Annotated in this window: 24 protein-coding genes; 13 read left to right on the top strand and 11 right to left on the bottom strand. The window is 40.2% G+C overall.

Features of this window, described 5'->3' with window-relative positions; genetic code table 11:
* Positions 1–279: 279 nt before the first annotated feature.
* The 5 genes from BK583_RS03215 to BK583_RS03195 all read left to right on the top strand — a co-directional run bounded on the left by BK583_RS03215 (position 280) and on the right by BK583_RS03195 (position 6,588).
* Entirely contained in the window at positions 280–1,251 is a 972-nt protein-coding gene (locus BK583_RS03215; protein WP_055736739.1) for a LacI family DNA-binding transcriptional regulator, read from the top strand.
* Positions 1,252–1,412: 161 nt separating this feature from the next.
* On the top strand, positions 1,413–3,575 hold the full coding sequence (gene bglX / locus BK583_RS03210) for a beta-glucosidase BglX (protein ID WP_055736738.1): 2,163 nt from the start codon (positions 1,413–1,415) through the stop codon (positions 3,573–3,575).
* 16 nt (positions 3,576–3,591) lie between these two features.
* Entirely contained in the window at positions 3,592–4,833 is a 1,242-nt protein-coding gene (locus tag BK583_RS03205) for an extracellular solute-binding protein (protein WP_038483589.1), read from the top strand.
* A complete protein-coding gene (locus tag BK583_RS03200) occupies positions 4,834–5,745 on the top strand; it encodes a carbohydrate ABC transporter permease (protein ID WP_055736737.1) in 912 nt (303 codons plus the stop codon).
* A 12-nt stretch (positions 5,746–5,757) separates the two neighbouring features.
* Positions 5,758–6,588, top strand: coding sequence for a carbohydrate ABC transporter permease (locus BK583_RS03195; protein WP_055736736.1), 831 nt, complete (start codon positions 5,758–5,760; stop codon positions 6,586–6,588).
* 407 nt (positions 6,589–6,995) lie between these two features.
* Here the strand turns inward: BK583_RS03195 and BK583_RS03190 are convergent, their stop codons facing one another.
* Both BK583_RS03190 and BK583_RS03185 read right to left on the bottom strand, forming a co-directional pair.
* Complete coding sequence (locus tag BK583_RS03190; protein WP_245804412.1) at positions 6,996–8,216, bottom strand: IS110 family RNA-guided transposase; 1,221 nt, start codon at positions 8,214–8,216, stop codon at positions 6,996–6,998.
* Between the two features lie 297 nt (positions 8,217–8,513).
* Positions 8,514–9,275 (bottom strand): GTP pyrophosphokinase, encoded by a 762-nt coding sequence (locus BK583_RS03185; protein ID WP_055737218.1) that lies wholly within the window; start codon positions 9,273–9,275, stop codon positions 8,514–8,516.
* A gap of 219 nt (positions 9,276–9,494) precedes the next feature.
* Here BK583_RS03185 and BK583_RS20400 point away from each other — a divergent pair, with 219 nt between their 5' ends.
* Both BK583_RS20400 and BK583_RS03175 read left to right on the top strand, forming a co-directional pair.
* A complete protein-coding gene (locus tag BK583_RS20400) occupies positions 9,495–9,704 on the top strand; it encodes a hypothetical protein (protein ID WP_139366160.1) in 210 nt (69 codons plus the stop codon).
* A gap of 75 nt (positions 9,705–9,779) precedes the next feature.
* The gene (locus BK583_RS03175; RefSeq protein WP_055737216.1) at positions 9,780–10,247 is read left to right on the top strand and encodes a GNAT family N-acetyltransferase; all 468 of its coding nucleotides are present in this window, start codon (positions 9,780–9,782) and stop codon (positions 10,245–10,247) included.
* 2 nt (positions 10,248–10,249) lie between these two features.
* Here the strand turns inward: BK583_RS03175 and BK583_RS03170 are convergent, their stop codons facing one another.
* A complete protein-coding gene (locus BK583_RS03170) occupies positions 10,250–10,786 on the bottom strand; it encodes a methylated-DNA--[protein]-cysteine S-methyltransferase (protein ID WP_055737221.1) in 537 nt (178 codons plus the stop codon).
* A 196-nt stretch (positions 10,787–10,982) separates the two neighbouring features.
* Between BK583_RS03170 and BK583_RS03165 the strand changes: the two genes are divergently transcribed.
* Positions 10,983–12,068 (top strand): response regulator aspartate phosphatase, encoded by a 1,086-nt coding sequence (locus BK583_RS03165; RefSeq protein WP_055737215.1) that lies wholly within the window; start codon positions 10,983–10,985, stop codon positions 12,066–12,068.
* 130 nt (positions 12,069–12,198) lie between these two features.
* On the opposite strand, the gene BK583_RS03160 is transcribed toward BK583_RS03165, so the two are convergent.
* The 4 genes from BK583_RS03160 to BK583_RS03145 form a co-directional block, all read right to left on the bottom strand.
* Positions 12,199–12,993 carry a class I SAM-dependent methyltransferase gene (locus tag BK583_RS03160; protein WP_055737214.1) on the bottom strand — a complete coding sequence of 265 codons (795 nt, stop codon included), beginning with the start codon at positions 12,991–12,993 and terminating at the stop codon, positions 12,199–12,201.
* Positions 12,994–13,179: 186 nt separating this feature from the next.
* The gene (locus BK583_RS03155) at positions 13,180–13,440 is read right to left on the bottom strand and encodes an STAS domain-containing protein (RefSeq protein WP_055737213.1); all 261 of its coding nucleotides are present in this window, start codon (positions 13,438–13,440) and stop codon (positions 13,180–13,182) included.
* A gap of 4 nt (positions 13,441–13,444) precedes the next feature.
* Positions 13,445–13,654, bottom strand: a complete 210-nt coding sequence (locus BK583_RS03150) for a tautomerase family protein (RefSeq protein WP_038483604.1) — start codon at positions 13,652–13,654, stop codon at positions 13,445–13,447.
* A 42-nt stretch (positions 13,655–13,696) separates the two neighbouring features.
* Complete coding sequence (locus BK583_RS03145; RefSeq protein WP_038483606.1) at positions 13,697–13,891, bottom strand: hypothetical protein; 195 nt, start codon at positions 13,889–13,891, stop codon at positions 13,697–13,699.
* 134 nt (positions 13,892–14,025) lie between these two features.
* Between BK583_RS03145 and BK583_RS03140 the strand changes: the two genes are divergently transcribed.
* Positions 14,026–14,832: a dihydrodipicolinate synthase family protein gene (locus BK583_RS03140; RefSeq protein WP_055737212.1), complete on the top strand. Its 807-nt coding sequence runs from the start codon at positions 14,026–14,028 to the stop codon at positions 14,830–14,832.
* 50 nt (positions 14,833–14,882) lie between these two features.
* On the opposite strand, the gene aroA is transcribed toward BK583_RS03140, so the two are convergent.
* Positions 14,883–16,229 carry a 3-phosphoshikimate 1-carboxyvinyltransferase gene (gene aroA / locus BK583_RS03135; RefSeq protein WP_078440020.1) on the bottom strand — a complete coding sequence of 449 codons (1,347 nt, stop codon included), beginning with the start codon at positions 16,227–16,229 and terminating at the stop codon, positions 14,883–14,885.
* Positions 16,230–16,319: 90 nt separating this feature from the next.
* Between aroA and BK583_RS03130 the strand changes: the two genes are divergently transcribed.
* From BK583_RS03130 to BK583_RS03115, 4 genes are all read left to right on the top strand, one after another.
* On the top strand, positions 16,320–17,210 hold the full coding sequence (locus BK583_RS03130; protein ID WP_055737210.1) for a LysR family transcriptional regulator: 891 nt from the start codon (positions 16,320–16,322) through the stop codon (positions 17,208–17,210).
* A 263-nt stretch (positions 17,211–17,473) separates the two neighbouring features.
* Positions 17,474–17,713, top strand: coding sequence for a hypothetical protein (locus BK583_RS03125; RefSeq protein ID WP_038483614.1), 240 nt, complete (start codon positions 17,474–17,476; stop codon positions 17,711–17,713).
* Between the two features lie 53 nt (positions 17,714–17,766).
* Positions 17,767–18,015 (top strand): GlsB/YeaQ/YmgE family stress response membrane protein, encoded by a 249-nt coding sequence (locus BK583_RS03120; RefSeq protein WP_038486198.1) that lies wholly within the window; start codon positions 17,767–17,769, stop codon positions 18,013–18,015.
* A 236-nt stretch (positions 18,016–18,251) separates the two neighbouring features.
* Entirely contained in the window at positions 18,252–19,841 is a 1,590-nt protein-coding gene (locus BK583_RS03115) for a solute:sodium symporter family transporter (RefSeq protein ID WP_055737209.1), read from the top strand.
* 55 nt (positions 19,842–19,896) lie between these two features.
* Here BK583_RS03115 and BK583_RS03110 read toward each other — a convergent pair whose 3' ends face one another.
* From BK583_RS03110 to galU, 3 genes are all read right to left on the bottom strand, one after another.
* Positions 19,897–20,802 (bottom strand): DUF6612 family protein, encoded by a 906-nt coding sequence (locus BK583_RS03110; protein WP_055737208.1) that lies wholly within the window; start codon positions 20,800–20,802, stop codon positions 19,897–19,899.
* Between the two features lie 464 nt (positions 20,803–21,266).
* Entirely contained in the window at positions 21,267–22,103 is an 837-nt protein-coding gene (locus BK583_RS03105) for a C40 family peptidase (RefSeq protein ID WP_055737207.1), read from the bottom strand.
* A gap of 287 nt (positions 22,104–22,390) precedes the next feature.
* Entirely contained in the window at positions 22,391–23,284 is an 894-nt protein-coding gene (gene galU / locus BK583_RS03100) for a UTP--glucose-1-phosphate uridylyltransferase GalU (protein ID WP_055737206.1), read from the bottom strand.
* Positions 23,285–23,467: the final 183 nt, after the last annotated feature.

Genomic DNA, 23,467 nt, shown 5'->3' with positions numbered 1-23,467 from the left:
CCCAGGAGTCTTCGGATTCTCCTTCCGCTAATTATCATATAAAACAAACGACGAACGTTCCTATTTTCAGGAATGTTCGTCATTTTGGTCTGTCTATCTACTTTTGTCCCAGCCTCTTCTTTCTTATACAAAACCGTGGCTGTCTCGCTTTTGATCCCCTTTTCATACGCCTTCAACTTACTAAACACTTAAAGCTTTTTCAACCTTTGAACCTCCATTGACAACCTTTCAAACTCCTGTAACATAGAAAGCAATACAATTCAGGTGGAGGAACAGCTCATGGTAAGTATTCGAGACATTGCAAAAAAGGCGGGCGTCTCTATGACTTCCGTCTCTTATGCATTAAACAACAACCCGAAAATTTCTAAAAAGACAACGGAGCATATTAAACAGGTAGCAGCAGAGCTAAATTACCGCCCAAACGCTGCAGCCCGAACCCTTAAAGCGAGAAAAACGAAAAAAGTAGGCGTGTTCATAAAAGAAAACAAAGGGATTTTCTTTGGGGATATTCTTGCTGGCATTATTGAAACAAGCGCCGAAGCTGGATTTGATACCGTTGTTTGTACAGGTGAAAACGCCACAGATTCTTTAGCTGATGGGTCGGTTGATGGCGGCATTATTATGGATGATTTAATTACCTCTGATGAAATGATGCAACTAGCCGATGCAGGCAAAAAGATGGTCGTATTGGATCGTTTGTTTTACCATAAAAATGTACGCCAAGTACTGCTTGATAATCAAAGAGGTGCGACACAAATGATTGAGCATTTGCTCACCTTCCCTGCGGCAAAAACGTATATTGTTACCGGAAATCAAGACAACTTCGACAGTCAGGAACGGCTGAAAGCCATTCAAAAAGTGATTCAGCATTCACCACCTCCTCACTCTGTTCAGATCCTCACAGGAGAATTTGAGCTAGATGGTGGACTAGAAGCAGCGGAACTGATTATGAAAGAATGGACAGGAGAACCTGTTAACGTTTTTGCCCTTTCAGACAGTACTGCAGTAGGTATGCAGCGGTTGTTCCAGGAACATGGCTTTGTGATAGGAGATCAAATTAGGCTAGCAGGATTTGACAATAATTTATTAAGTCAATATGTTACACCACCTCTAACAACAGTTGATTATTCCACTAGATCATGGGGCAACGAAGCCGCAACAGTCTTAATGGCTTTAATGACTAATAAGGAAGCACACCATTCTCTCATTCCAACAACATTAATGAAAAGAGCCTCTACAAACAACGGTTAGAGGCTCTTAAAATTTTCTCTTGCATTCTATTTTACTTAAGTCGTATACTAGTGTCATTCACAGTTAGTGAAACGTTACAATTTTCACATACACACTATTTTTATATTTTTTTGCCATTAGGTGAAACGTTTCACTTTATTACTCGCTTATGAGGTGTACAGATGACAGAAGAACAATTACAAGCGCTATTACAAGAGATGACAACAGCTGAAAAAGTTGGACAGCTTACTCAATTTGCTGGGGCATTTTACTCTGAACAAGAGGACAGTACCCCAGTAACAGGTCGAATTGAATTTCCTGTTGATGAGGAGATGATTAAACAAAGCGGATCTGTGCTTGGTGTAGCTGGAGCAACAAAGTTAGCGGCCATTCAACGTGAACATTTAAAGAAAAGCCGTTTAGGAGTTCCATTATTGTTTATGGCAGATGTGATTAACGGGTACGAAACCATCTTCCCTATTCCTCTTGGACTTGGCGCAACGTGGGAGCCGGACTTAATCGAAAAATTGCAAACGATTTCAGCTAAAGAAGCAGCCAGTGCTGGCCTCCACATTAGCTTTGCTCCTATGGCTGATTTAGTACGTGATCCACGATGGGGTCGAGTTATGGAATCAACCGGTGAAGATCCATTTTTAAACGGTTTATTCGCAGCAGCCACTGTTCGCGGGCTTCAAGGCGAAGGCTCTCTTATCGCTAAAGATCGTGTTGGTGCTTGTGTGAAACATTTTGCCGCGTATGGCTTAGCTGAAGGTGGACGTGATTATAATACCGTTGACTTATCAGAAAGAGAGCTTCGAGACAAACATCTTCCTGCTTATGAAGCCGCCTTAGATGCTGGGGTTAAGTTAGTGATGACGGCATTTAATACAGTTCATTCAATTCCAGCTACTGCGAACTCCGCCTTACTTCGGGATTTATTAAGAGGAGAGTTACAGTTTGACGGTGTGATCATCTCAGATTTTGGCGCCGTTCAGGAACTGATCCCGCATGGCGTCGCGGAAAACGAAGCCGAAGCGGCTAAAAAAGCGCTAGAAGCTGGTGTGGATATTGACATGATGAGTTTAGCTTATACCCATTCGTTAGCAGCATTACTAGATAAACACGCCATAGATTCAGCCTTACTCGATGAAGCCGTTTTGCGCGTCTTACAATTAAAGAATGAGCTAGGTTTATTTGAAGATCCCTATCGTGGCGTGAGTCCTCAGAAGGAACAAGCGATTGTTGGACACCCTTCACATCATGCTTTTGCACAAACCGTCGCAGAAAAAAGTATGGTCTTACTAAAGAATGATAACGTCCTTCCTCTAACTAAAGAGACAACCGTCGCATTAATTGGTCCTTATGCAGATAATCAAGATCTACTGGGAGAATGGTCAATTTTCGGTAAACCAGACCAGACGACTACACTGAAACAAGCTTTTCAAGGACACTTTGCACATGCCATGTACGCAACAGGTTCTCACCTTTATGAACGAGATGAAGCACTTCTTACGGAAGCGACCATGGTAATGGAGCAAGCAGACTGCCTAGTTCTTGCTTTAGGAGAAGGAAAAGATCGTAGTGGAGAAGGGAGAAGCCGATCCTCTATCACTCTAGCACCATGTCAAATCGAGTTAGCCCGGTTAGCAAAAGAAACCGGGAAACCTGTCATCGTCGCATTATTTAATGCTCGTCCACTGGATTTAACTGAATTAGAACCATACGCTGACGCCATATTAGAATGCTGGCATCCTGGTTCAGAAGGTGCACAAGCTGCTGTTGCCCTTCTATCTGGAGAAGTTAATCCTAGCGGAAAACTAACCATGTCTTTCCCAAGAGCTACTGGTCAAATTCCTGTTTATTACAATGCTTATCAAACTGGACGGCCACTACCTCCTGGAAGCAATGAGCGTTTCTTTTCACGCTACATCGACATTCCAAATGAACCTTTGTATCCATTTGGTTATGGCTTAAGTTATACATCGTTCAGTTATAGCAACCGATCGCTATCAGCAGTAGAATGGGATGGTTCAGCCAGTTTAACCGTCTCTGTAGATGTGACAAACACTGGTAAAATCGATGGGGTTGAAACAGTCCAGCTCTATATTCAGGATCTGGTTGGAGAAGTAGTTAGACCGGTTAAAGAACTAAAAAGCTTTCAAAAAATTACCCTTTCTCCAGGGGAAACAAGAACTATCACATTCGAAATTACTCATGATATGTTGCAGTACTACCATAGCGATTTAACGTATGCGAGTGATTCTGGCCAATTTCGTGTTTATGTAAATGGGAGCAGTGTTTGTGAGCAGGAAAATACGTTAACCTTCTCACTTGTTAAGTCTTAAAAAAGGAGAATCACTTATGCGGAAAAGTTTAGGTGCACTACCGTTGCTTCTTTCTATGGGACTAGTAGGATGTTCAGATGGTGAAGAAGACGGCGTTACATTAGATGTTTGGGCAATCGGTTGGGAAGCAGAGCAACTTGTTAATGAAGGGTATATTCAGCAGTTTGAACAGCAACACCCAGGCGTAAAAGTCAATCTTCAAGCCATTCCGTGGGGAAATATTTACGATAACCTACTCACTGCCGTTGCCTCCGGTAGCGGTCCTGACGTGGTTCAAATGGGTACATCCTATATGGCTGACTTTGCAAGTACTGGTTCGTTTTTACCTTTAGATGAGTACGTTGAGGACTATCCAAATTTAGATTCTGATCATTTTTTTGAAGGTGCCGTTGATTCTACTATCTACAACGGTGAATTAGTTGCCGTTCCTTGGTATGTAGAAACACGCGTCCTCTTTTATCGGACAGACTTGTTAGCTGATGTCGGCTTTCCAGAAGGTCCAGACACATGGGAGGAATTGTATGAAGCTTCAAAAGCGTTATATGATCGAGGAGACGGCTTATATGCTATGACATTACCTGAAAACGACGACACTCTTCCGTACATCTTTGCCTGGCAGAACGGCGTCGAGTTTGAAACGACGGATAAAGGCGTTGATTTCTCTGATCCTGCTTTTGTTGAAGCAGTTACTTATTACACACGTTTCTTTAAAGAGGATCTTGCTCCTCTTGGACTAGGATTAGATCCGATGCAGTCGTTTGTTGACGGGATTCAGCCAATGTTTTTTGAGCCTCCATTCCGATATCAACAATTGATTGATAATTATCCAGAATTTGAAGAGTGGGATACAAAATTAATGCCGAGTAAAGAAAACAATACGTCCGTCATTGGTGGTTCAAACATGGCGATCTTCGAATGGACAGAACATCCAGATGAAGCAGTGGCGTTTCTTTCCTACCTCTCAGATCGTCAAACACAAATCGATTACTTCAAGGACGTCCGTGTGTTACCACCTCGAGTTGATGCTTGGGAAGACCCTGCCCTACAAGAGGATGAACGCCTCTATACCTATTATGAGCAACTGCAACATTCACGTGCTCAACCGCAAGTCTTAAATTGGAATCGAATCAATGATGAATGGAAACGATCTGAACAACGGATTACAAGAGCTGATTACACGATTGAAGAAGAAATAAAGGACTTTCGATCCCGGATAGAACCAATGATTGTGACCGATGAGGAAGAGGAGGAAAACTAAATGGAGTTGGTACGAAAAAAACCATCTAGAGAAGGAAAGCGCCAAAGTGCCCCTTACGTCTTTATTGCTCCGGCCGTTCTGTTGCTCCTATTGTTCGCCGTATTACCAATCATTATTGCTCTTACGATTAGCTTTACAGATATGGATTTACGTGGCATTTCGGATTGGTCGAATATTTCTTTCGTGGGCATTGAGAACTACCGTGTACTTTTGTCTGACCCTATTTTCTGGACATCCATGTACAACACCTTTTTCTATGTCGTTATTGGTGTTCCTCTTGTCATTATCAGTTCATTAGGGGCAGCCTTACTGTTAAATTATAGTTCAAACAAGTTATTCCGTTTATTTCGAGTTATTTACTACATGCCTGCGATTACGAATATTGTTGCCATTGCTGTTATATGGGGATTTCTATATAACGTCTCCTATGGACTTTTCAATCAAGTGTTGCTTTTCTTTAATACAGGACCGGTGCCGTGGTTAGAAGATCCAACAATGGCTAAATTGTCCTTGATCCTCTTAGCTGTATGGAAAGGCATAGGCATAAACATGCTTATTTATTTAGCTGCATTACAATCGATTCCTAAAGATTACTATGAGGCAGCCACCATTGATGGTGCGAGCCGATCTCAGCAGTTTTTTAAGATCACCTTTCCTTTATTAGGGTTTGCGACGTTTTTCATTACGGTGACAACGCTTATTGGCTGGTTACAATTCTTTGAAGAGCCATTCGTTATGACGGAAGGCGGTCCACTCGACGGGACAATTTCAATTGCTCTATTTATTTATCAAGCTGGGTTTAGTTATAGTAATTTTGGCTATGCAGCTGCAGCATCATTTGTGCTCTTTGTCATTATCATTATCGCTACGTTAATTCAGTTTACACTACGTCGAAAACAAGGCGACATGTAGGGGGAGGCTTGTATGGCTGAAAAACAACAACGCTCGAAGATCGAGATTGGATTTGTATCCATTCTTCTCATTGTAATTGGGTTTATTCTTTCAATTCCTTTTTTGTGGATGCTTTTATCGGCATTTAAGCCTAATCCAGAGCTTATTCAAATACCTGTTCGAATTTTCCCAGAAACGTGGACAGTCGAAAACTTCACTCGTCTGTTTACCGAAATGAACTTCGGAACGTATCTACGAAATACATTAATTTTAGTTGGGTGCGCTCTGATTGGATTAATTTTCAATGCAATGGCAGGCTACAGTTTTGCAAAATTTAATTTTAAAGGGAATCGTCTCCTGTTCTTTCTTGTACTTGCCACAATGATGATCCCTGGGCAAGTGACGATGATTCCGGTTTATCTCATTCTTAACGAAATGGGTTTAACCAATACGATGCCGGGTATTGTCTTGCCAGGACTCGTCGCCGCATTTAGCATATTCTTGTTCAAGCAATTTATGACGACTATCCCAGATGCCCTATTAGAAGCAGCTCGATTAGACGGAGCAGGAGAATTTTATATCTTTTTTAAACTTGTTCTGCCAATGGCTAAATCGATTCTAGCTGTGCAAGGGATTCTTGCTTTCATCGGCGCTTGGAATAGCTTCTTATGGCCATTAATCGTTGCAAATTCTCAAGACCTTTATACCTTATCCGTTGGACTCGCCCTCCTTCAAGGACAAGCCGGTGAAAACTACGCATTGCAAATGGCTGGATCAGCTGTAATGGTTGTTCCGATTCTCATTATCTTTGCGATCTTCCAGAAATATATTGTTGATGGATTCACCATGTCAGGCATTAAATAAAAAAAAAACGAGGCTGGGACATAACGAAAAGTAGTATTTGAAAAGACGAATAGTCTAAAATATGCTGAGTAGCACCGCTACAGGAGAATCCTTCGCTTTCCGGGGACACGGCCTCAGTCTCTTCCGTGGAAAACCGCCACTCCAGAGTCTTCAGACACGTGCTGATCCCCCAGGAGTCTTCAGATTCTCCTTCCGCTAATGTTCATATAAAACAAACGACGAACATTCCTATTTTCAGGAATGTTCGTCATTTTGGTCTGTCTATCTACTTTTGTCCCAGCCTCTTTCCTACGTTTAGTCAATAGGGTTTTTATAATAATTCTGATGATGTTATTTTTAAATCTAGGCATAGGAAATAAACCTTATCCCTGTCTATTTTTAAATAAGGTTCCTATGGTATACTACAGTTATTGGTCCATTGAGACCGCGTGCGAGTAATCGTACTCTGTATGATTCCTAGCCATGGAATACATACACTTTATGAGCTTGTTCATACAAGCGACAACGGCAACCTTGTCCTTCTTGGGGGTAGGTTGCTTTTTTAATTTGTAATAATACTCGACAATATGATTAGGAGCTGCTTTCTGCTGGCGGATCATGTTCCGAATGATGAGATATAAAATCTTTCTCCCTTTGGGATTTCCACGTTTATTAATATGGTCTTGTCCATGATATTTGCCAGATTGATATCTGCGGATATCAATTCCCACGAAGGCGTTCACTTTTTTGTGATTTGAGAAGCGGGACAGATCACCAAGTTCCCCCATCACAAGAGCTGCACTAATTTCTCCAATACCAGGTACGCTAAGAAATAAATCAAACTCAGGAAGGTTTTTGGCTTCCTCGATCAGTTCTTTAGATACGCGTTCTTTTTCTTCTAAAAGATGAAGAAGCTGACGCGCATAGTATCGTACCTTTTGAGTTTGAACACTCTCTATAGAGACGGCTGGGTAAGAAGAGTGAGCGTAGCTCATGATCTCGACTGCTTTCTGTTTTGCGCGATTCTGTGAAATGTTTTTTAACGTATGATTGATGAGCTGATTTTTAATTTTTGTGATACTCGACCTTAAAACAAGATCGGGATGAGGAAAGAGCGCAATCAGACTTAAAGCGTAAGGTGTAATTCGACTCGAGAAAAATTGTTCAAGCTCTGGGAAACTAAGCTGGAGTGCATTGTGTAGATACATACGCATCCGTTTAATTTCCTCTTCAATCTCTTGATAAAAACGCGAGAGGTCACGCAGATGTTGATAGATGATGGAATGCGTTTGATTTTCCTCTCTTCTGTGAAGGGAATGAGATTGAGCTAATAAGTGGGCATCGTGTTTGTCGGTTTTCCAGCTTCTGAGTGTCCCTAGCTCAAGCTGTTTTTTAGCCTCTAACGGATTAAGAAGACAGTAACGTAAAGCATTCCTTTGGCAAAACGTCTCCACTGGTTTGGAATAAATCCCTGTGGCTTCAAAGACAACGGTCACACTACCTGGAAGGGTCTGAATGTGATCGAATAGCTGTTGAAATCCTAGTTGATTATGAGCAATTTCTTCTTCGTACAAACATCTTTGGTCTTGATAAATGACCGAGTAACTTTTCCCCATTGATACATCTAAAGCGACTACAAACTCCATCATTGTTCCTCTTTTCATTTAGCATTGAAAGGTCTTCACTTAATCATTCCGATTCTAATTTCCTCTACACGAGCTCAATGGCCCCAACATACTTAAACCTGATTCAGTAATGAAAGTGAAGAAGCTCGGTTTTTAATACGGATTCTAGATCCTTGAGGCTTAGGTCGAGCTTTCTTTCACCTCTCACTATACGCCTAAACGAAAAATAGTGGGTAAGATTCATCCGTCGATGATCTTACCCACTAATCTTAGTATGTTTTTTGCTGATATTCGATAATAAGAACACATCCCGTACAATGGTTACGAATCTTTCTTCTCTTGTAATGCAGATAGTGAGTTTAACAATTCGTTCGGAAGCTGAAGACGTTCTTGGTCAAAACGCAAACTGCCAAACAACTGACTTTCATCTGCTTCTGTTGTATATTTTAACGACTCATTATGAAGGGCTTCCATTTGCTGATCAAGCTCAGCAGCCGTGTCAGCAACCTTCTTAAGTTCTGTTGTCATTTCAGACGGGACTTCTTTTTCAAACTTGTAAAAGATTTTATGCTCTAAACTGGCCCAAAAGTCCATCGCAACTGTTCGAATTTGAATCTCCACTGGAATACACTCGCGGCAGTTTGATAAATAGACCGGAACCTCTACAATGATGTGCATACTCCGATAGCCATTCGGTTTTGGTTTTGTAATGTAATCCTTCACTTCTATAACTTTTAGATCGTCTTGAGATTCAATCATTTCCTTCAGAAGAAAAATGTCCTTTTGAAACGAGCAGTTAATCCGCACACCAGCAATATCCATAATATGTTTCTTAATTTCATTTATGTTAATAGGCAGCTGCTTCCGCTGTACTTTCAACAATAAGCTTTCAGGTGTTTTTAAACGGGATGAAATGTTTTCAATCGGATTGTATTCATGAATGTACCTAAATTCTTCTTCTAGTATCTCGATCTTAGTTGTCATTTCGTCTAAGGCAAACTTATACTTCATCATAAAACGGGTTAGTTCTTTCTTTGCCTCTTTTAGTTGATTCATCGTAACGGCTTTACCTTGTTTGCTCATAGATGTGGAATCCTTTCTTTGTGTAAATAAGTATACGTCTATCATTGCACCTATGTACTTAGTATGTCAAAAGGAGAACCAGTGTAAACTTATGAGTAACCGTGTAACACTTACCGCTTTCAGCGACTTTCCACAAACTCATCCAAAACTATTAAACAGAATATTCCGATTCTGGAACACGCGAATGTGGGTATAGAAATACAAAGGAGGTTCATAGCCATGAAAGCGATTTTGAAAATAGTGATCTTCGGGTTCAGCTTTTGTTTTCTTTTTTGGATTCTTATGCCACTTATCGACTTTATCTTTGCCAAGTTTAACCGCGGCGTTACCTATTCCATTCATCTATTCCTTTTTCCTTTATTAGTCGTTTTTTCATTCTTACTTACACATTGGATATACGAAAAAGCAGAGGACGCTTTTCGTTCTTAATTGTGACTAAACTACAATTGAATAATTAATCAATTAAATGTATAATAATACAAAACAAATGAAAGGAATAAGTTCATGAACATTATTGAAGCCACCGAACAAGATGCTGCTGCCATCCACCTTGTTATGATAGCAGCTTTCCGTGAGTATGAAAAAGCGCTTCCTCCTTCAAGTGCGTTAGATGAAACGATCCTTTCTATTCACAATCAACTCTTGAATGGGGAACAAGCTTTACTTGTACTTGAGAATTCACAACCGATTGGTGTTGTACGTTATTCTTTACATTCAAACGTACTATCCTTTTTCCGTCTCTCCGTTCTTCCGGAAAAAAGAGGACAAGGTATTGCATCCTTGCTTTTAAAAGAGCTAGAAACCATTGCAATAAAAGCCGCGGTTCCCTTTCTCCAATGCAAAGTAAGAGTAAGCGTCCCAAAAAATATTGCCCTCTACCAATCTCTCGGTTACACCATTAAAGAAGAACAAATGTCGCGCGGCATCCCCATTGTGTTAATGGAAAAACCTTTATTTCCCAATATTACCTAACTTCATTGATGTCTGTTAACGACTGGTCTCGGTTCATAGAGGCTGTTCATTTGGACACCTTCAATCGTTAAAAGGTGCTTTTTCATATCGATCCCCCCAGCATACCCTGTTAAACTACCGTTAGAACCCACTACACGGTGACAAGGAATGAGAATAGAAATGGGATTATGCCCCACCGCTCCTCCCACCGCTTGTGCAGACATCGCTCTTCCATGGCTTCGTTCCATTTTTTTCGCAATGTTGCCATACGTCTCCACTTCTCCATATGGAATGGCGAGCAAATGCTTCCATACTTCTTGTCTAAAAGTACTTCCTTCAGGCTTTAATAAGAAATCTATTGAAGGTGCTTCACCTTGCGCGTAACGCTCTAGCCACTCCTCTACTTTTAAAAAGAGAGGCAAATCATTGTCTTCAACTGCTGTAGTATGGATGGTTTGCTTTTCATATTTCTGCCCTCTAAGCCACAATCCCGTTAACTGTTCCCCATTGCTTGCCAATGTAAATGCCCCTAAAGACGTTTCTAAAACCTTCCGATACATTCGATTCACTTTTCCTCTCTCCTATAGCTATCTTTATCATAGCTAAATCATTTACTCTTCGCTAGTGCTGATCATAAGCAAGTAGACTAGCCATATTATCCTTTTCGATGTTGGGAAAATTTATTTTTTGTACAATTAATTGAAATTTCTGCTACAATGACGAATAAGCATATACTCTAACAAGTAGGTGAAAAGCGTGCAACACACATTAACACCTGAAGAAGTAGGTGCCAAGATCGTTGAATGGTACAGCTGCATCATTTCAGCTTCTTATGAGCAAGCCATTCTGTTAAAAGAAGAAGCGCGACATGCCGTTATCCACATGCAAACAAATGACAAGATCTTAGCCTATTATTCACTCGTCGAGTTTAGACACAATATTTTTATTGATGAATTTAATAAGAAGCATGAATTAGGTGACACATTTGAATTTGTTGAAACGGAGGTGGATCGTTATTTAAAGTACCTTTACTATTTCATTAGTGGTCAATACGAATACACACAAGAGCGTTACCGTTCAGCGATTAAGATGTTCCGTAAAGCCGAACGCCTTCTGGAACACGTAAATGATGATGCAGAGGAATCGGAATTTTATTTGTATATTGGATTAGTGTACTATCGGTTAAATCAGTATTTATTAGCCAGCTCTTATTTGGAGCAAGCCGAAACGATTTTCAACCGTTTGAGCTATTACGAAAGAGCACTTAACTGTAAGCAAGTGCTTGGAGCCATACGCTCTGAATTACACGAATTCGAAACAGGCGATGCCATCCTTAAAGAGGCTTTTCGCGAATCAACATTTCCCCGCACATCAGCGCTTATCTTGCGCACACTTGGCTTGAGCAAATTACGTCAAAAAGAGTATGAAGCTGCGAAAACCTATTTTTATCAAGCGTTGGACTATGAAGAACACCGAAGCCATCAGATCGGTATGAAAACACGTTATGATCTTTCGAACACTCTTTTTAAGCTTGACCAAGGCAACGAAGCATTAGAACTGTTTCAACAAGCGAAATCAGAAGCTGATCACTACAACAATAAAGAATACAAGGCACGCTGCCTTTATTTAGACGGTCTTTATATTGCTAAAGATCACGCGTTAGTCGATCAAGCGATAAAGGATTTATACGAATCAAGCTTGCTGTACGAAGTGTGTGAATTAGCAGAAGAGATGGTAGAACTTGCTGATCAACGTAATGACGATTCTACGTCCTTAAAGTATTATCGAATTGCTTATAAAGCAAAAATCAATCAAAACAAATTAGGAGCTGATCAAGTATGAAAAAATTATTCGCAGCGTTTATTATTGTATTAGCCGTATCGTCTACTAGCTTTTTTACTCAAGCCGATAGCGAACCCGATTTCCATACTCTCGGCAAAACAGAAATCGTAGGTTAAAGAGTACCCCCTTGTCAGTGCAAGGGGGTACCTTTTTTCTTTGCTACCAGTAACGTCCAACGATCCTTTTCCTCTATTGCGCCTTCTGTTGTAATGTTCCTCTGCATATGTGTCATTAGCTCCTGTATTTGGCTATCTGACAGTTCATGCAAAATACTTCTGCCCTTCCGTAACCGAATGTCATTAAGTAATACTTCCTTAGATGAATGACGTGCTCTTGTTTCCCAAAACGTCCAATTTTTTTCGAGCATCCATCCAGATTCATTTAATGCTGTGCAGATTTCCTCTACTGAATGCCTTCTTTTCTTCTCAACTCCCATTAAAGCAGGAAAACAATCAAAGAAATGGCCTCGAACATGATTGTTTGTACCTTTCAAAAAGCAATCATCCGTTGTTCTCGTTTGGATAAGAAATAAACCATCTTGGTCAAGGATGCGCTCAACTTCCTGAAAAACAGGTTTAAGGGTATCTATATGATGAAGCAGTGCTCTCGCCAGCACCATATTTGCACCTTGATCTTTTAAACCCGTGCTGGTTGCTGTACCGAGTTGATAACCAACCGTCGGATAAGAATCACTATGTCGCGTCGCTGCTTCAAGCATGACGTTGGAGAAGTCAACCCCTGTCACTTTTGGAACACCCATTGCCGCTAGCGCTCGTGTATATATCCCACCACCACAGCCCAAATCGACAACATGGTTTGGTTGATGTGCTGAAAGAAGAGGAAGTAGCTCCTGCTTCCACGTACTATGGGCCCCTCTGTTGACATAGCTTGATTTATTTTTTTCACTATGAAAATTAATCGACATTGTTATTCCTCCTTTTTTCTCTCTTTTAGTATAAAGAGGTCCCACTCTTCTGGATAATAGAAAGACTGAATCAAGGATGATCCAATTTTCAAATCAAAAAAAGACTTCTCTCTTAGAAGTCTTAAAGCAATGATTTAAGTGCCCGTTCAATAGAGGAATACACATTAACTCCTTTAAAGTCCACACCTATGTGAATAGAAGTTCGTGCCGATCCATTTCCAATTCCCCTACTAAAGGTAAGAGAGCAATACCTTTACTTAACTTAATAATAGGTGCACTTAATTGGGCAATCATCTCTTGCCGACTTCGTAATTGTTCAGCTGTATGAGCCAAATTATTAGCAGTGAATTTCACCATAATAACCTTTAATGCACTTGCTAATCGCTTGTTGTAGCAGCTAGAGATAAATGAAGCAAAACCATCTTTAGACGATCTAAAGATGGCCAATATCTTACTGCCCTCGTTTTCGTCGATCAGAGATTTGTTCAGCGCCTAGTCCATAGTTATCCATATCAATCTCATCAATCACGACTACAGTTGATGCCGGGTTTTTATGTAGCGTTTCTTCCAATAAGTCTGTTACGCCTTTAATTAATTTGTGTTTCTCTTCCTTTGTTAGACCCCCATTTTCTTTTGTTACTTTTATATTGACGTACGGCATGAATCTTTCCTCCTTTAAAATAGTTTCTATTATCGAACGCTATTACGTATCCTTTACCTTCACGACTCCAAAGGTATATGCCAGCGCTACCAAAAGTGCCACCAAAAAGAGGTGCGTCAACCGCTCCATAAGGACGGTTGCGTCAACTAGCAATTGTCCTAGAACATTTGCAATAAAAGCTGTGTGAAAAACCTTCATAAAATACTGAAATAGACGATCTCTCGCTATTTCAATCATACAATTCCCCCCTACACAAATACCGTATCATGATCGAATAAACGTTTAAAGAAAATAATTAGTATACCCCTTTATAAAACAGAACAATCAGACTATAATAAAGAAAAATGTACCAGTGAAATGAGGCGTATCCCTTGTTACGAGAAGATGTCCATGTGGCTGTACCAACCGCTTTTTATGAAGATGAAACCCTTTATATTGAGGCAACAATGACTCATATAAATCACTTAGCTAAAAACGATATTCAATCCGTCCTACTATGTGGTTCAACCGGCGAACAACACAGCTTAACCCTTCATGAGAAACAACTCTTGCTGAATGCTATTCAACAAGAAAGCCACTTAATCGACCATATGGAAATCTTATTTGGCCTCTCATCGATACGGCAAACCGAAGCGGTACAACTTGCCAAGTCCCTTGAACAGTCATCAATAGCTGGTATTTTGCTTGGCTACCCACCTTATATTCGCCCTACACAAAGAGAAGCCATTGCTTACACAGAAGCGATACTTTCTGCTACAAGCAAACCGGTTATCCTTTACAACAATCCTGCACGTACAGGGTTTGACCTCTCAGTAGAAACGATTCTTTCATTAAGCGAACATGAACAGATTATTGGAATTAAAGAAGCAGGGAACCCAGAAAAAATTCCTGAGCTGATGCAACAGCTAACAAAGCCTTTCTTTTTTTACGCTGGTGGCGAACAAAACTTATATTCTAAAATAGAGCTAGGGTTTAATCGTCTTTCTTCTATATCGGCAAATGTGTACCCAAAAGAAATAAAAGCTCTCTTTTTACAGCTCACTACACTTAAACCCACCCCTAGTGCTGACTTTGAGAAACTAACGAACATCGTCGATGAACTGTATGCTGAATCCCTCTTAGTACAGATCAAAAAACGGCTATCAATGGGCCCTTGCCGAGCTCCAATCGGCCAATAAAGTCATAAAAAAGGAAGGTCGCTTTTTAAACAACCATCCTTTCCTTCCATCTATGCTTTTTCTATCACATTCACACCAAATGTTGCAAGAAGATCAAAGAACGATGGACACGTTTTTGAAACACATCCTGGATCGACAAGCTCCACTCCAGACACTTGCGTACCGATAAGCGCCAATGACATGGCAACACGATGATCATCATACGTATCGAGGGTTGTTCCTTGCGGAGTACCTGGGTATACTTTCAAACCATCTTGATATTCTTCTACTTTAATGCCAAGGGCTTTCAACGAATCCGCCATGACTTTGATTCGATTTGATTCATGATACCGAATATGTTCAACTTCCGTAATGGTGATGGGGCCGTCTGCAAATGGTGCCATCGCTGCCAGGGTTAACGTCTGATCGGACATTTCTCGCATTGATATACGAAAGCCGCCTTTAAGTTTAGCAGGCCCTTGTACTTCTACATACGTTTTACCCTTTGTTACTGTACAGCCCATCTTTTCTAGAATCGTAAGAAATTCGATATCAGGTTGTTTTGTCTCAACAGTTACATTCGTCACACGCACTCGCCCATTGTTTAGCGCCGCTAGCGCAAAGAAGTAACATGCCGTTGACGCATCTGCCTCAAGAGTCACATCCTGTGGTGTATAAACCGAAGGCGATACAGTCATTTCAGTTAATTCTTCATTGTACGATACAGTAGCACCAAACGCTTCCATTAAATCCAATGTTAAACGCACGTAAGCATGCTGTACAATGTGATCCGTTATGCTCACTTTTAAAGGGCTCTTAAAATAAGGACCAGCAATTAACAAGCCACTAATATATTGACTCGAAATTTTTCCAGATAACGTTACTTCCCCACCATCTAATGGTTTTCCTTTTATCAAAAGGGGATAGAAACCCTCTTTCTTCTCATAAGTAATGTGACCACCTAAAGAACGTAGCGCTTCAATTAATGGTGCCACTGGTCGCTTTGTCATACTTTCGCTTGCTTCGATCTTCCATTCACCATCATTAGCCGTTACTAAGCTACCAGGCAAAAATCGGGCTACCGTTCCTGCCGCTCCAATGTATAAATCGTCACTTGACCATTTTTGGCCTGTTCCGGTAACCTTTGCTACATCTCCATCCACATCGATAGACACACCTAGTTTCTTTAGCGCATCAATGCACCAATACGCATCATCACTACGTAAAAATCCCTTTAATGTTGAGGTGCCTTTTGCAAGTGCACTCATAATGAATGCCCGATTGGTTAAACTTTTACTTCCAGGTATCGTTACTTCTCCATCGATTTTCTTTGAGCTTGGAGCTACCGCTACTTGTTGTACACCCTTTAAAGGTGTCCATGGACTTCTTGCTCGCTCATCCACATTGCCATCCTTCATTTTCACCATCTCCTTCCTTTTATTCTACTCACGGTTATGTTATAAGTAAAATAAATATTTTGAACATCAGCTATAAGTGAGGTTTATATCATGAAGATGGATCTTTATCATATTTTTTATCTAAGCGCATTGGAACTGAACTTTAGTCGAGCAGCAAAACGATTATTCATTACACAGCCAAGTGTCAGCCAAAGTATTGCTCAGCTTGAAGCACACCTTCAAACTCAACTTTTCCAACGCCTATCAAAAGGCGTCATTCTTACTACAGAAGGAAAGCGACTATTTGAACAAGTTAAGCCTGCATTTGAAACCATCAAATTAGCGGAAAAAACGATGTCAGAACGAGCCACATTAAAACAAGGATCTGTTGCTATTGGTGCCAGTGATTCAGCCTGTAAATACCTTTTACTTCCAAAAGTGCAATCGTTCCAAAAAAAGTACCCAAATGTACACTTAAAGCTTCAAAATGGTTCAACACCAGAACTACTGGCAAAATTACAACAAGGCATGATAGAAATGGCTCTCGTTCATCTTCCAATAGACGACCATCTCTATTCCATTAGAGGAACATACAGCGTTCACAGCGCTTTTGTTGTTGGTGCACGGTACAAGCAGCTAACAGAAAAAGCAAAAACGCTTAGCCAATTAGTCCAATATCCAATTGTTACGTTTTCCCAACAAAGCCAATCACGTATTTACTTAGATGAATTATTCGCCTCGCACCAGTTAACGGTTACACCAGAAGTCGAAGTTAGCGCAATGGATGTTTTGTTAGCATGCACAAAAATTGGCATGGGTATCGCTTTCGTTACAAAAGAATTCGTCCAAGAATCATTAAATCAGCAAGAACTATACGAAATTCCATTAACAACCCACTTAAAACAACGTCACATTGGTATTGTCACAACTAAACATGCGCCATTATCCCATGCAAGCGAATCTTTTCTATCAATGCTTACGGAATCCTTCAACAAACAATAAATGTTTTTGTTTCTTTTGGAGAAACTACTCAAGAACCAAAATGAATTAGAAAAGGAATGAACGAAATCGATCGTTTTTCATATACGTTTGACTCAATCTGAATAGCTTTTTCAAACCGCTCAACTATCGTTTGTCAGTAAACAAAGCAACTACAAACATGCTTAAAAACGAAGCAGTAAAGAGCAGACATTCCTTTCCCTATTCATTAAAAGGTTTACACCTAGTATAAAAAAGGTAAAGAATCAGCACAGGAGGCGATAACAATGGAAACATCACATCAATCAAAAGGATCTGATGGAACTGGCGCACTTGTATTTGGTATTTTATCTTTACTTATCCCATATATTGGCCTGATATTAGGTATTGTAGCTGTCGTAATGGCTTCAGGAGTAAACACCGGAATGGCTACAGGTGGGAAAATAACAGGTATCATTGGCATCGTTTATAATGCACTAATGTTGCTATTATTTGCCACAGGCGTGTTCTTTCTATTTACTTTTTAAAAGCCTCTATACATCAGTAGAAACGCATAACGAACAAGGAGGTACACATCATGATGAGTTTTATATGGAGTTTAATTATCGGTGGTTTAATTGGTTGGGCTGCTGGTGCAATAACCGGAAAAGGCGTTCCCTTTGGTATTATCGGTAATATTATTGCAGGATTTATTGGAGCAAATATTGGTACATGGCTACTAGGAAGCTGGGGACCATCTATTGGCGGATTCGCTATCTTTCCTGCTCTTATCGGAGCGATTATTTTAGTCCTTATTGTTAGTCTTGTCTTACGAGCATTTCGTTCGTAATGAAGAGAAAACAGCTATTTCTACTCGGTCCTACTCATGACCTCGATGGAAATAGTTGTTTTTTTACGTCTTCCAATCCAAACGATCAACGATATTGATAGCGGTATCATTCGTGTATAGGGCATTTTTTTTACTTAAAAGGGTTTTACCGTCATTAAAGAGGGTAATCTACAAAAATACTTCATTTTGTGTGTTGCACTAAATGTTACAACCTACTACGAAAGAAGAGAAGACAGATGGGATTATTATCATTCATTATTTTTACCGTAATCGTTGCGGGTATTTGGCTCTATGCCTACACTCGTAGTCGAAAAGTTAACTTGTCCAGTTCTGAAGGCCTTTTTCTTGGTGGACGAAGCTTAACAGGCATTACGATCGCAGGCTCTATCGTTATGACGAATCTTTCAACAGAACAAATTGTAGGACAAAATGGACAGAGTTATGAAACCGGTATGGAAGTGATGGGTTGGGAAGTAACAGCGGCCGTCGCCATTGTCGCCCTTGCATTAATTTTCTTACCAAAGTATTTGAAGTATGGCGTTGATACCGTTACCGATTTTATTGAAATTCGGTTTGATACAACGACGAAACGCATTGCCTCTTTGCTTTTCATCTTTACATATGTCGTTTCCTTTTTACCTGTGGTTCTATATTCCGGTTCACTCGTCTTTAATCAAATCTTTTCGATCGACGAACTGTTAGGGGTTCATTCACTAGTTGCGATTGCTCTCATATCGGTCATCACTGGCATCATCGGATTGTTGTACTTATTAATAGGTGGGTTACGACTCAGTGCTTTTAGCGACACCGTTTATGGGATTGGCTTATTAATCGCTGGTCTCGCTATTCCATTTTTAGCTTTACTTGCATTGGGAGATGGAGGTATTTTGGCAGGTTTTGAAACGATTCGAGCAAACACACCTGAAAAGTTAAGTTCCTTTGGTGCTGTGAATTCGGAAATGGTACCGTGGCCGACATTATTTTTAGGTTTGTTCTTTAATAACCTATTTTTCTGGTGTACAAATCAAATGATTGTCCAAAAGGCACTTGCTGGTCGAGATTTAAAAGAGGGGCAGAAGGGTGCCTTATACGTAGGGATTTTTAAAATTTTTGGTGCACTGTTCCTTGTCTTTCCAGGAATTATCGCCTATAACATGTTTGGAGATTCTGTTGCGCCTGCCGACAATGCGTATCCAATGCTCGTCACAGCAGTACTTCCTGAATGGGCTTTCGGTATCTTCGCGGCGGTTATCTTCGGTGCGATCCTAAGTTCATTTGTTGGGGCTCTTAACGCAACGACGACTCTTCTCACATTAGACTTTTATAAACCGTTAAAGAAAAATGTGACAGACAAGCAAGTAAGTCGTATGGGGAAAGTATTTACCATCGCAATAGGTCTAACATCTGCACTCATTGCACCACTTATCTCGTTTGCACCTGCTGGATTATTTCACGTAGTTCAGCAATTTAACGGGCTTTATAGTATGCCGCTACTTGCACTCATTCTTCTCGGCTTCTATTCAAAGTATGCAACGCCATTTGCTGCGAAGGTAACATTTATTTTCCATATTATTGTCTACGGCTCCTCCCAGCTGTTTACAGATATTCATTACTTGTATGTGTTCAGTGTCATCCTATTTGTAGACGTCTTTCTAATCTGGGTCATCAGTCGATTTGGACCCAATACGACACCATTTGAATTTCCAAAAATCGAAGCAAAAGTCGACCTTACTCCATGGAAACATAGGAAATGGGTGAGTGCTATCATCCTAATACTTGTCGTCGGCATGTACTGGTTCTTCTCACCAATGGGTATAGCAAAATAGACAAACAAAAGACTAGCTCCCTTGGTAGGGGCTAGTCTTTTGACTGTTTCGTTCGTTAAGATGAGGTACGCACTCTTCGTCGATGAAGTACAGAAAGCCCAAGTCCACCAGCAGCTATCGTTAATCCACCCATTGCATAAAGCAAATGATGACTCGCTGTATCTGGCAACGCTCCTCCTTCAACAGGCTGTGCATGTTCAATGACTTCATCTGGAACTGTAATCGAATCGACACCATTAAAGTTGCTGACTGTTTGATCTAGTGAGATATGCATGTCCACGCTTTCTTCTCCATCATCAATCACCATGGTCATGTCCATCGTCATTTCTGTCATGTAGTACGTATCTTTTTCAACCAACATCTCGTAGCTTAAATCACTAATTTCAAATGCCTCAAACAATGCTTCCTCCCCTTGCATGTCCTCTTCCATCATGAGTTCACCAAGAAGATCGTCGATCATTTCGTTCAGTTGTTCTCCATTACCAGTGTAAGTGAGTAAATAAGAATCTCCTTCATCCGTTACATCCATATCTTCCCCAAGCATTTCTGCTTGTTCACGGGTTGACGTTGCTTGCAGAAGCGCCATCATTTCGTCGCTACTCATTCCTTCATAAACGTACCAATCACCATCTGGTCCTTGCTCATACATCCCTTCTTCAGTCCAATAGACGGTCGTTTCGAGATCACCATCAGGTGTATGAATTGTCGACACTTGATGCATGGCAAATGGATCAAGAATAACGTCTTCCATCGTATGAACTGTAATAGTTACTTCTTCACCAGACATTGGATCAGGCATCGTTAATTCCATTGTCGTTTCACTTGAGAAGCTATCAAGCTCAAGCATGGCTTCATTGGACATTTGAATAATGTCAGCCGCACTTTCCTCATTCGCCAAAGCGTTACCAGTAATCGAAAGAACAAAAAAACTAGCTACCGTAATTGATGTCATTTTTTTCATATGTACAACCCCTATACAATTGTTTAGGTAGAGGCTCCTCTATGTTGATCCTATTCTTGATGCTCGTACCATCTCCCTATCTGTTGTCTTGGTTTCCCTAACACACACAAATGAAACCGCTTTTTTGAAAAAAATTCAAAAATCATATAAATTTGGATACCTTTTTCTTACTCTACCCCTAGTAAATTCAGCACTTCTTTAGTCGCTTCGGCTATCAACTGATCGTCCACAGCATCATCTTTCTCGTCTTTATGAGAAAGGATGGCAAGAACAATAGGCGCGGCCTGTTTTATCTCCAGCTTGCCATCCTTTATGCATATCTGCTCGTATCAACATGTCTCCAGTCGTGTTGTGAATTAGCCCATTAGTACACAGAAAAAAAGCTTCTTCAACGTATCTCGTTAGAAGAAGCCTCTTTCATATATGCATTATCTACATGTGTTCATTATAATCATAACAATAGATTAATAGAATCTCTTTACACCAATAAAATGTTGTTGCCAGTAAGAGTTGTTAATATCAGCATAAGAAACGCCTTCGCTTCCGCCACCAGAGTGAATCATTTGGCCATTCCCTACATAAATACCACTGTGAGAAGCACCTTGTGTATTATAGGTTCCTTCATAGAATAGAACATCACCAATTTGTAGGTCACTTAAGCTGACATGAACACCAGTGCTAGCCCACATTCCTGCATGTGTTCGCTCTACTTGAATTCCGTTATTTTGAAACACATAGTTTACAAAGCCACTGCTATCCATACCTGCTGTTGAAGATCCACCCCAAGCATACGGTGTACCTAACACACTTCTTGCAGTATCTGCAATAGACTGACTTAGTCCTGAAGATGTCTCATTACTTGCCGTTGTAACAACTGGCTCACTATTATCGGTACTTACTTCCGTTACTTCAATAGCTGAATCTTGTCTTGGAGTAGAAGCGTCCACAGTATCAAGTGCTCCTTGTGTTGCTGGACCAGCTATCCCATCTGCTTGAAGACCTTGGCTTTGTTGGAATGAAGTAACAGCGTTCTCTGTTTCCGTACCAAAAATGCCATCATCTGCAACTGGGTAACCTGCATAAATTAAATCTTGCTGTAAATTCTCAACATCTTGTCCACGATCACCAGCCCGAAGAACGTCTGCTTGAATAGCAGTTTCTGAAGAAGATGGTTGAGGGCTATATTCAGTAGGGTCTGCATATGCGGACGCCTCATTATTCATATCTGTTACAAAAAGAAGACCTACGACAAACGAAGTTGATAAAACAATTTTACTACCTGTTGATTTTAAAGTTTTCATAATGACCTCCCAATTAATAGTCGATCACTACTGTAACATCGGTCTGGAAGAAATTCCATTTCAATCAGATTACAGTCTATTGACATTGTTACAAAATGTTCCCAAAAAATAAGCGATTCGTTCTTGAAACCCTATTAAAAACAAGCTTTCTTTAGCACATAGTTTTTTACATTTTTCTCTATCATTCTAGTAATGGCATACATGTATAACACGTTTTGTTCATAACCTAAAAAACTTCCAATAGCTTCACTTTTACAGTGAAACCATTGGAAGAACCTTACTTTCCATTACTGTCTAGTACCATGACCAATTTCAAGTTCAGCTACATAGCCTTGCATTTTCTTAAGAAGACTGTCACGAATTTCATCGTTTTGAAGGGCGAACTCAATTTGAGTCAAAACAAACCCAAGTTTTTCTCCTACATCGTACCGCTTTCCTTCAAAATCATACGCATAAACACTTTGGAACTCGTTAAGCGCTTGAATCGCATCTGTTAACTGGATTTCTCCTCCAGCACCAGTATCTTGCTTCTCAAGGAAATCAAAAATTTCAGGTGTTAAAATATAGCGTCCCATTATCGCTAAGTTAGAAGGTGCTGTGCCTTGTTCCGGCTTTTCTACAAATTGAGATACGCGATAGAGACGATCATGATTAGACTCCGGATCGATGATTCCATAACGATGTGTCTCTTCGGATGGAACCGTTTGAACACCAATAACGGAACGTTCTGTTGCGTCATACTGCTTCATTAATTGTTTTAAACAAGGCGTATCAGCTTGGACAATATCATCGCCTAAAAGTACTGCAAATGGTTCATTCCCAATAAACTTGCGTGCGCAATGGACGGCATGACCAAGTCCTTTAGGTTCTTTTTGACGAATATAGTGAATCTCTACTTTTGAAGAAGCTTGTACTTTTTCAAGCATATCAAGTTTCCCTTTGTTAAATAAATTCTGTTCTAATTCAAACGAATGATCAAAATGATCCTCAATAGCACGCTTCCCTTTACCTGTAACAATAATGATATCTTCAATACCAGCTTCCACAGCCTCTTCAACAATGTATTGAATCGTAGGTTTGTCTACAATTGGTAGCATCTCTTTTGGCATTGCTTTCGTAGCTGGTAGAAAACGTGTTCCAAGTCCAGCTGCTGGGATGATCGCTTTTTTTACTTTAGACATGAAAAAACCCCTTAAATGATATTAATAACTTTTTAAAAGACAATATGTAAGAGCTAAATATTCCTATTAAATTTTACTAATAATTCCCAGTTAGAACGTCCGTTCCGAAAAAAGTTACTCTTAGTATATCTCAATTATCTGTATCTTGCATCATTTTAGTTCATAGAAATTATGCTTCATTTC

Origin of the sequence: Shouchella oshimensis, from assembly GCF_002019765.1 — a bacterium.
In the GTDB taxonomy this organism is placed as follows: Bacteria; Bacillota; Bacilli; order Bacillales; family Bacillaceae_D; genus Shouchella; species Shouchella oshimensis.
This window is presented reverse-complemented; position numbering and strand designations above follow the sequence as displayed.

Coding starts and splice junctions, on each gene's coding strand:
- BK583_RS03115 (WP_055737209.1), top strand. CDS start 18,252: ATGGGATTATTATCATTCATTATTTTTACCGTAATCGTTGCGGGTATT.
- aroA (WP_078440020.1), bottom strand. CDS start 16,229: ATGAAGGATGGCAATGTGGATGAGCGAGCAAGAAGTCCATGGACACCT.
- BK583_RS03150 (WP_038483604.1), bottom strand. CDS start 13,654: ATGCCGTACGTCAATATAAAAGTAACAAAAGAAAATGGGGGTCTAACA.
- BK583_RS03170 (WP_055737221.1), bottom strand. CDS start 10,786: ATGTATCGGAAGGTTTTAGAAACGTCTTTAGGGGCATTTACATTGGCA.
- BK583_RS03190 (WP_245804412.1), bottom strand. CDS start 8,216: ATGATGGAGTTTGTAGTCGCTTTAGATGTATCAATGGGGAAAAGTTAC.
- BK583_RS03175 (WP_055737216.1), top strand. CDS start 9,780: ATGAACATTATTGAAGCCACCGAACAAGATGCTGCTGCCATCCACCTT.
- BK583_RS03105 (WP_055737207.1), bottom strand. CDS start 22,103: ATGAAAACTTTAAAATCAACAGGTAGTAAAATTGTTTTATCAACTTCG.
- BK583_RS03200 (WP_055736737.1), top strand. CDS start 4,834: ATGGAGTTGGTACGAAAAAAACCATCTAGAGAAGGAAAGCGCCAAAGT.
- BK583_RS20400 (WP_139366160.1), top strand. CDS start 9,495: ATGAAAGCGATTTTGAAAATAGTGATCTTCGGGTTCAGCTTTTGTTTT.
- BK583_RS03130 (WP_055737210.1), top strand. CDS start 16,320: ATGAAGATGGATCTTTATCATATTTTTTATCTAAGCGCATTGGAACTG.
- BK583_RS03215 (WP_055736739.1), top strand. CDS start 280: ATGGTAAGTATTCGAGACATTGCAAAAAAGGCGGGCGTCTCTATGACT.
- BK583_RS03195 (WP_055736736.1), top strand. CDS start 5,758: ATGGCTGAAAAACAACAACGCTCGAAGATCGAGATTGGATTTGTATCC.
- BK583_RS03205 (WP_038483589.1), top strand. CDS start 3,592: ATGCGGAAAAGTTTAGGTGCACTACCGTTGCTTCTTTCTATGGGACTA.
- BK583_RS03125 (WP_038483614.1), top strand. CDS start 17,474: ATGGAAACATCACATCAATCAAAAGGATCTGATGGAACTGGCGCACTT.
- bglX (WP_055736738.1), top strand. CDS start 1,413: ATGACAGAAGAACAATTACAAGCGCTATTACAAGAGATGACAACAGCT.
- BK583_RS03120 (WP_038486198.1), top strand. CDS start 17,767: ATGAGTTTTATATGGAGTTTAATTATCGGTGGTTTAATTGGTTGGGCT.
- BK583_RS03110 (WP_055737208.1), bottom strand. CDS start 20,802: ATGAAAAAAATGACATCAATTACGGTAGCTAGTTTTTTTGTTCTTTCG.
- BK583_RS03185 (WP_055737218.1), bottom strand. CDS start 9,275: ATGAGCAAACAAGGTAAAGCCGTTACGATGAATCAACTAAAAGAGGCA.
- BK583_RS03160 (WP_055737214.1), bottom strand. CDS start 12,993: ATGTCGATTAATTTTCATAGTGAAAAAAATAAATCAAGCTATGTCAAC.
- galU (WP_055737206.1), bottom strand. CDS start 23,284: ATGTCTAAAGTAAAAAAAGCGATCATCCCAGCAGCTGGACTTGGAACA.
- BK583_RS03145 (WP_038483606.1), bottom strand. CDS start 13,891: ATGATTGAAATAGCGAGAGATCGTCTATTTCAGTATTTTATGAAGGTT.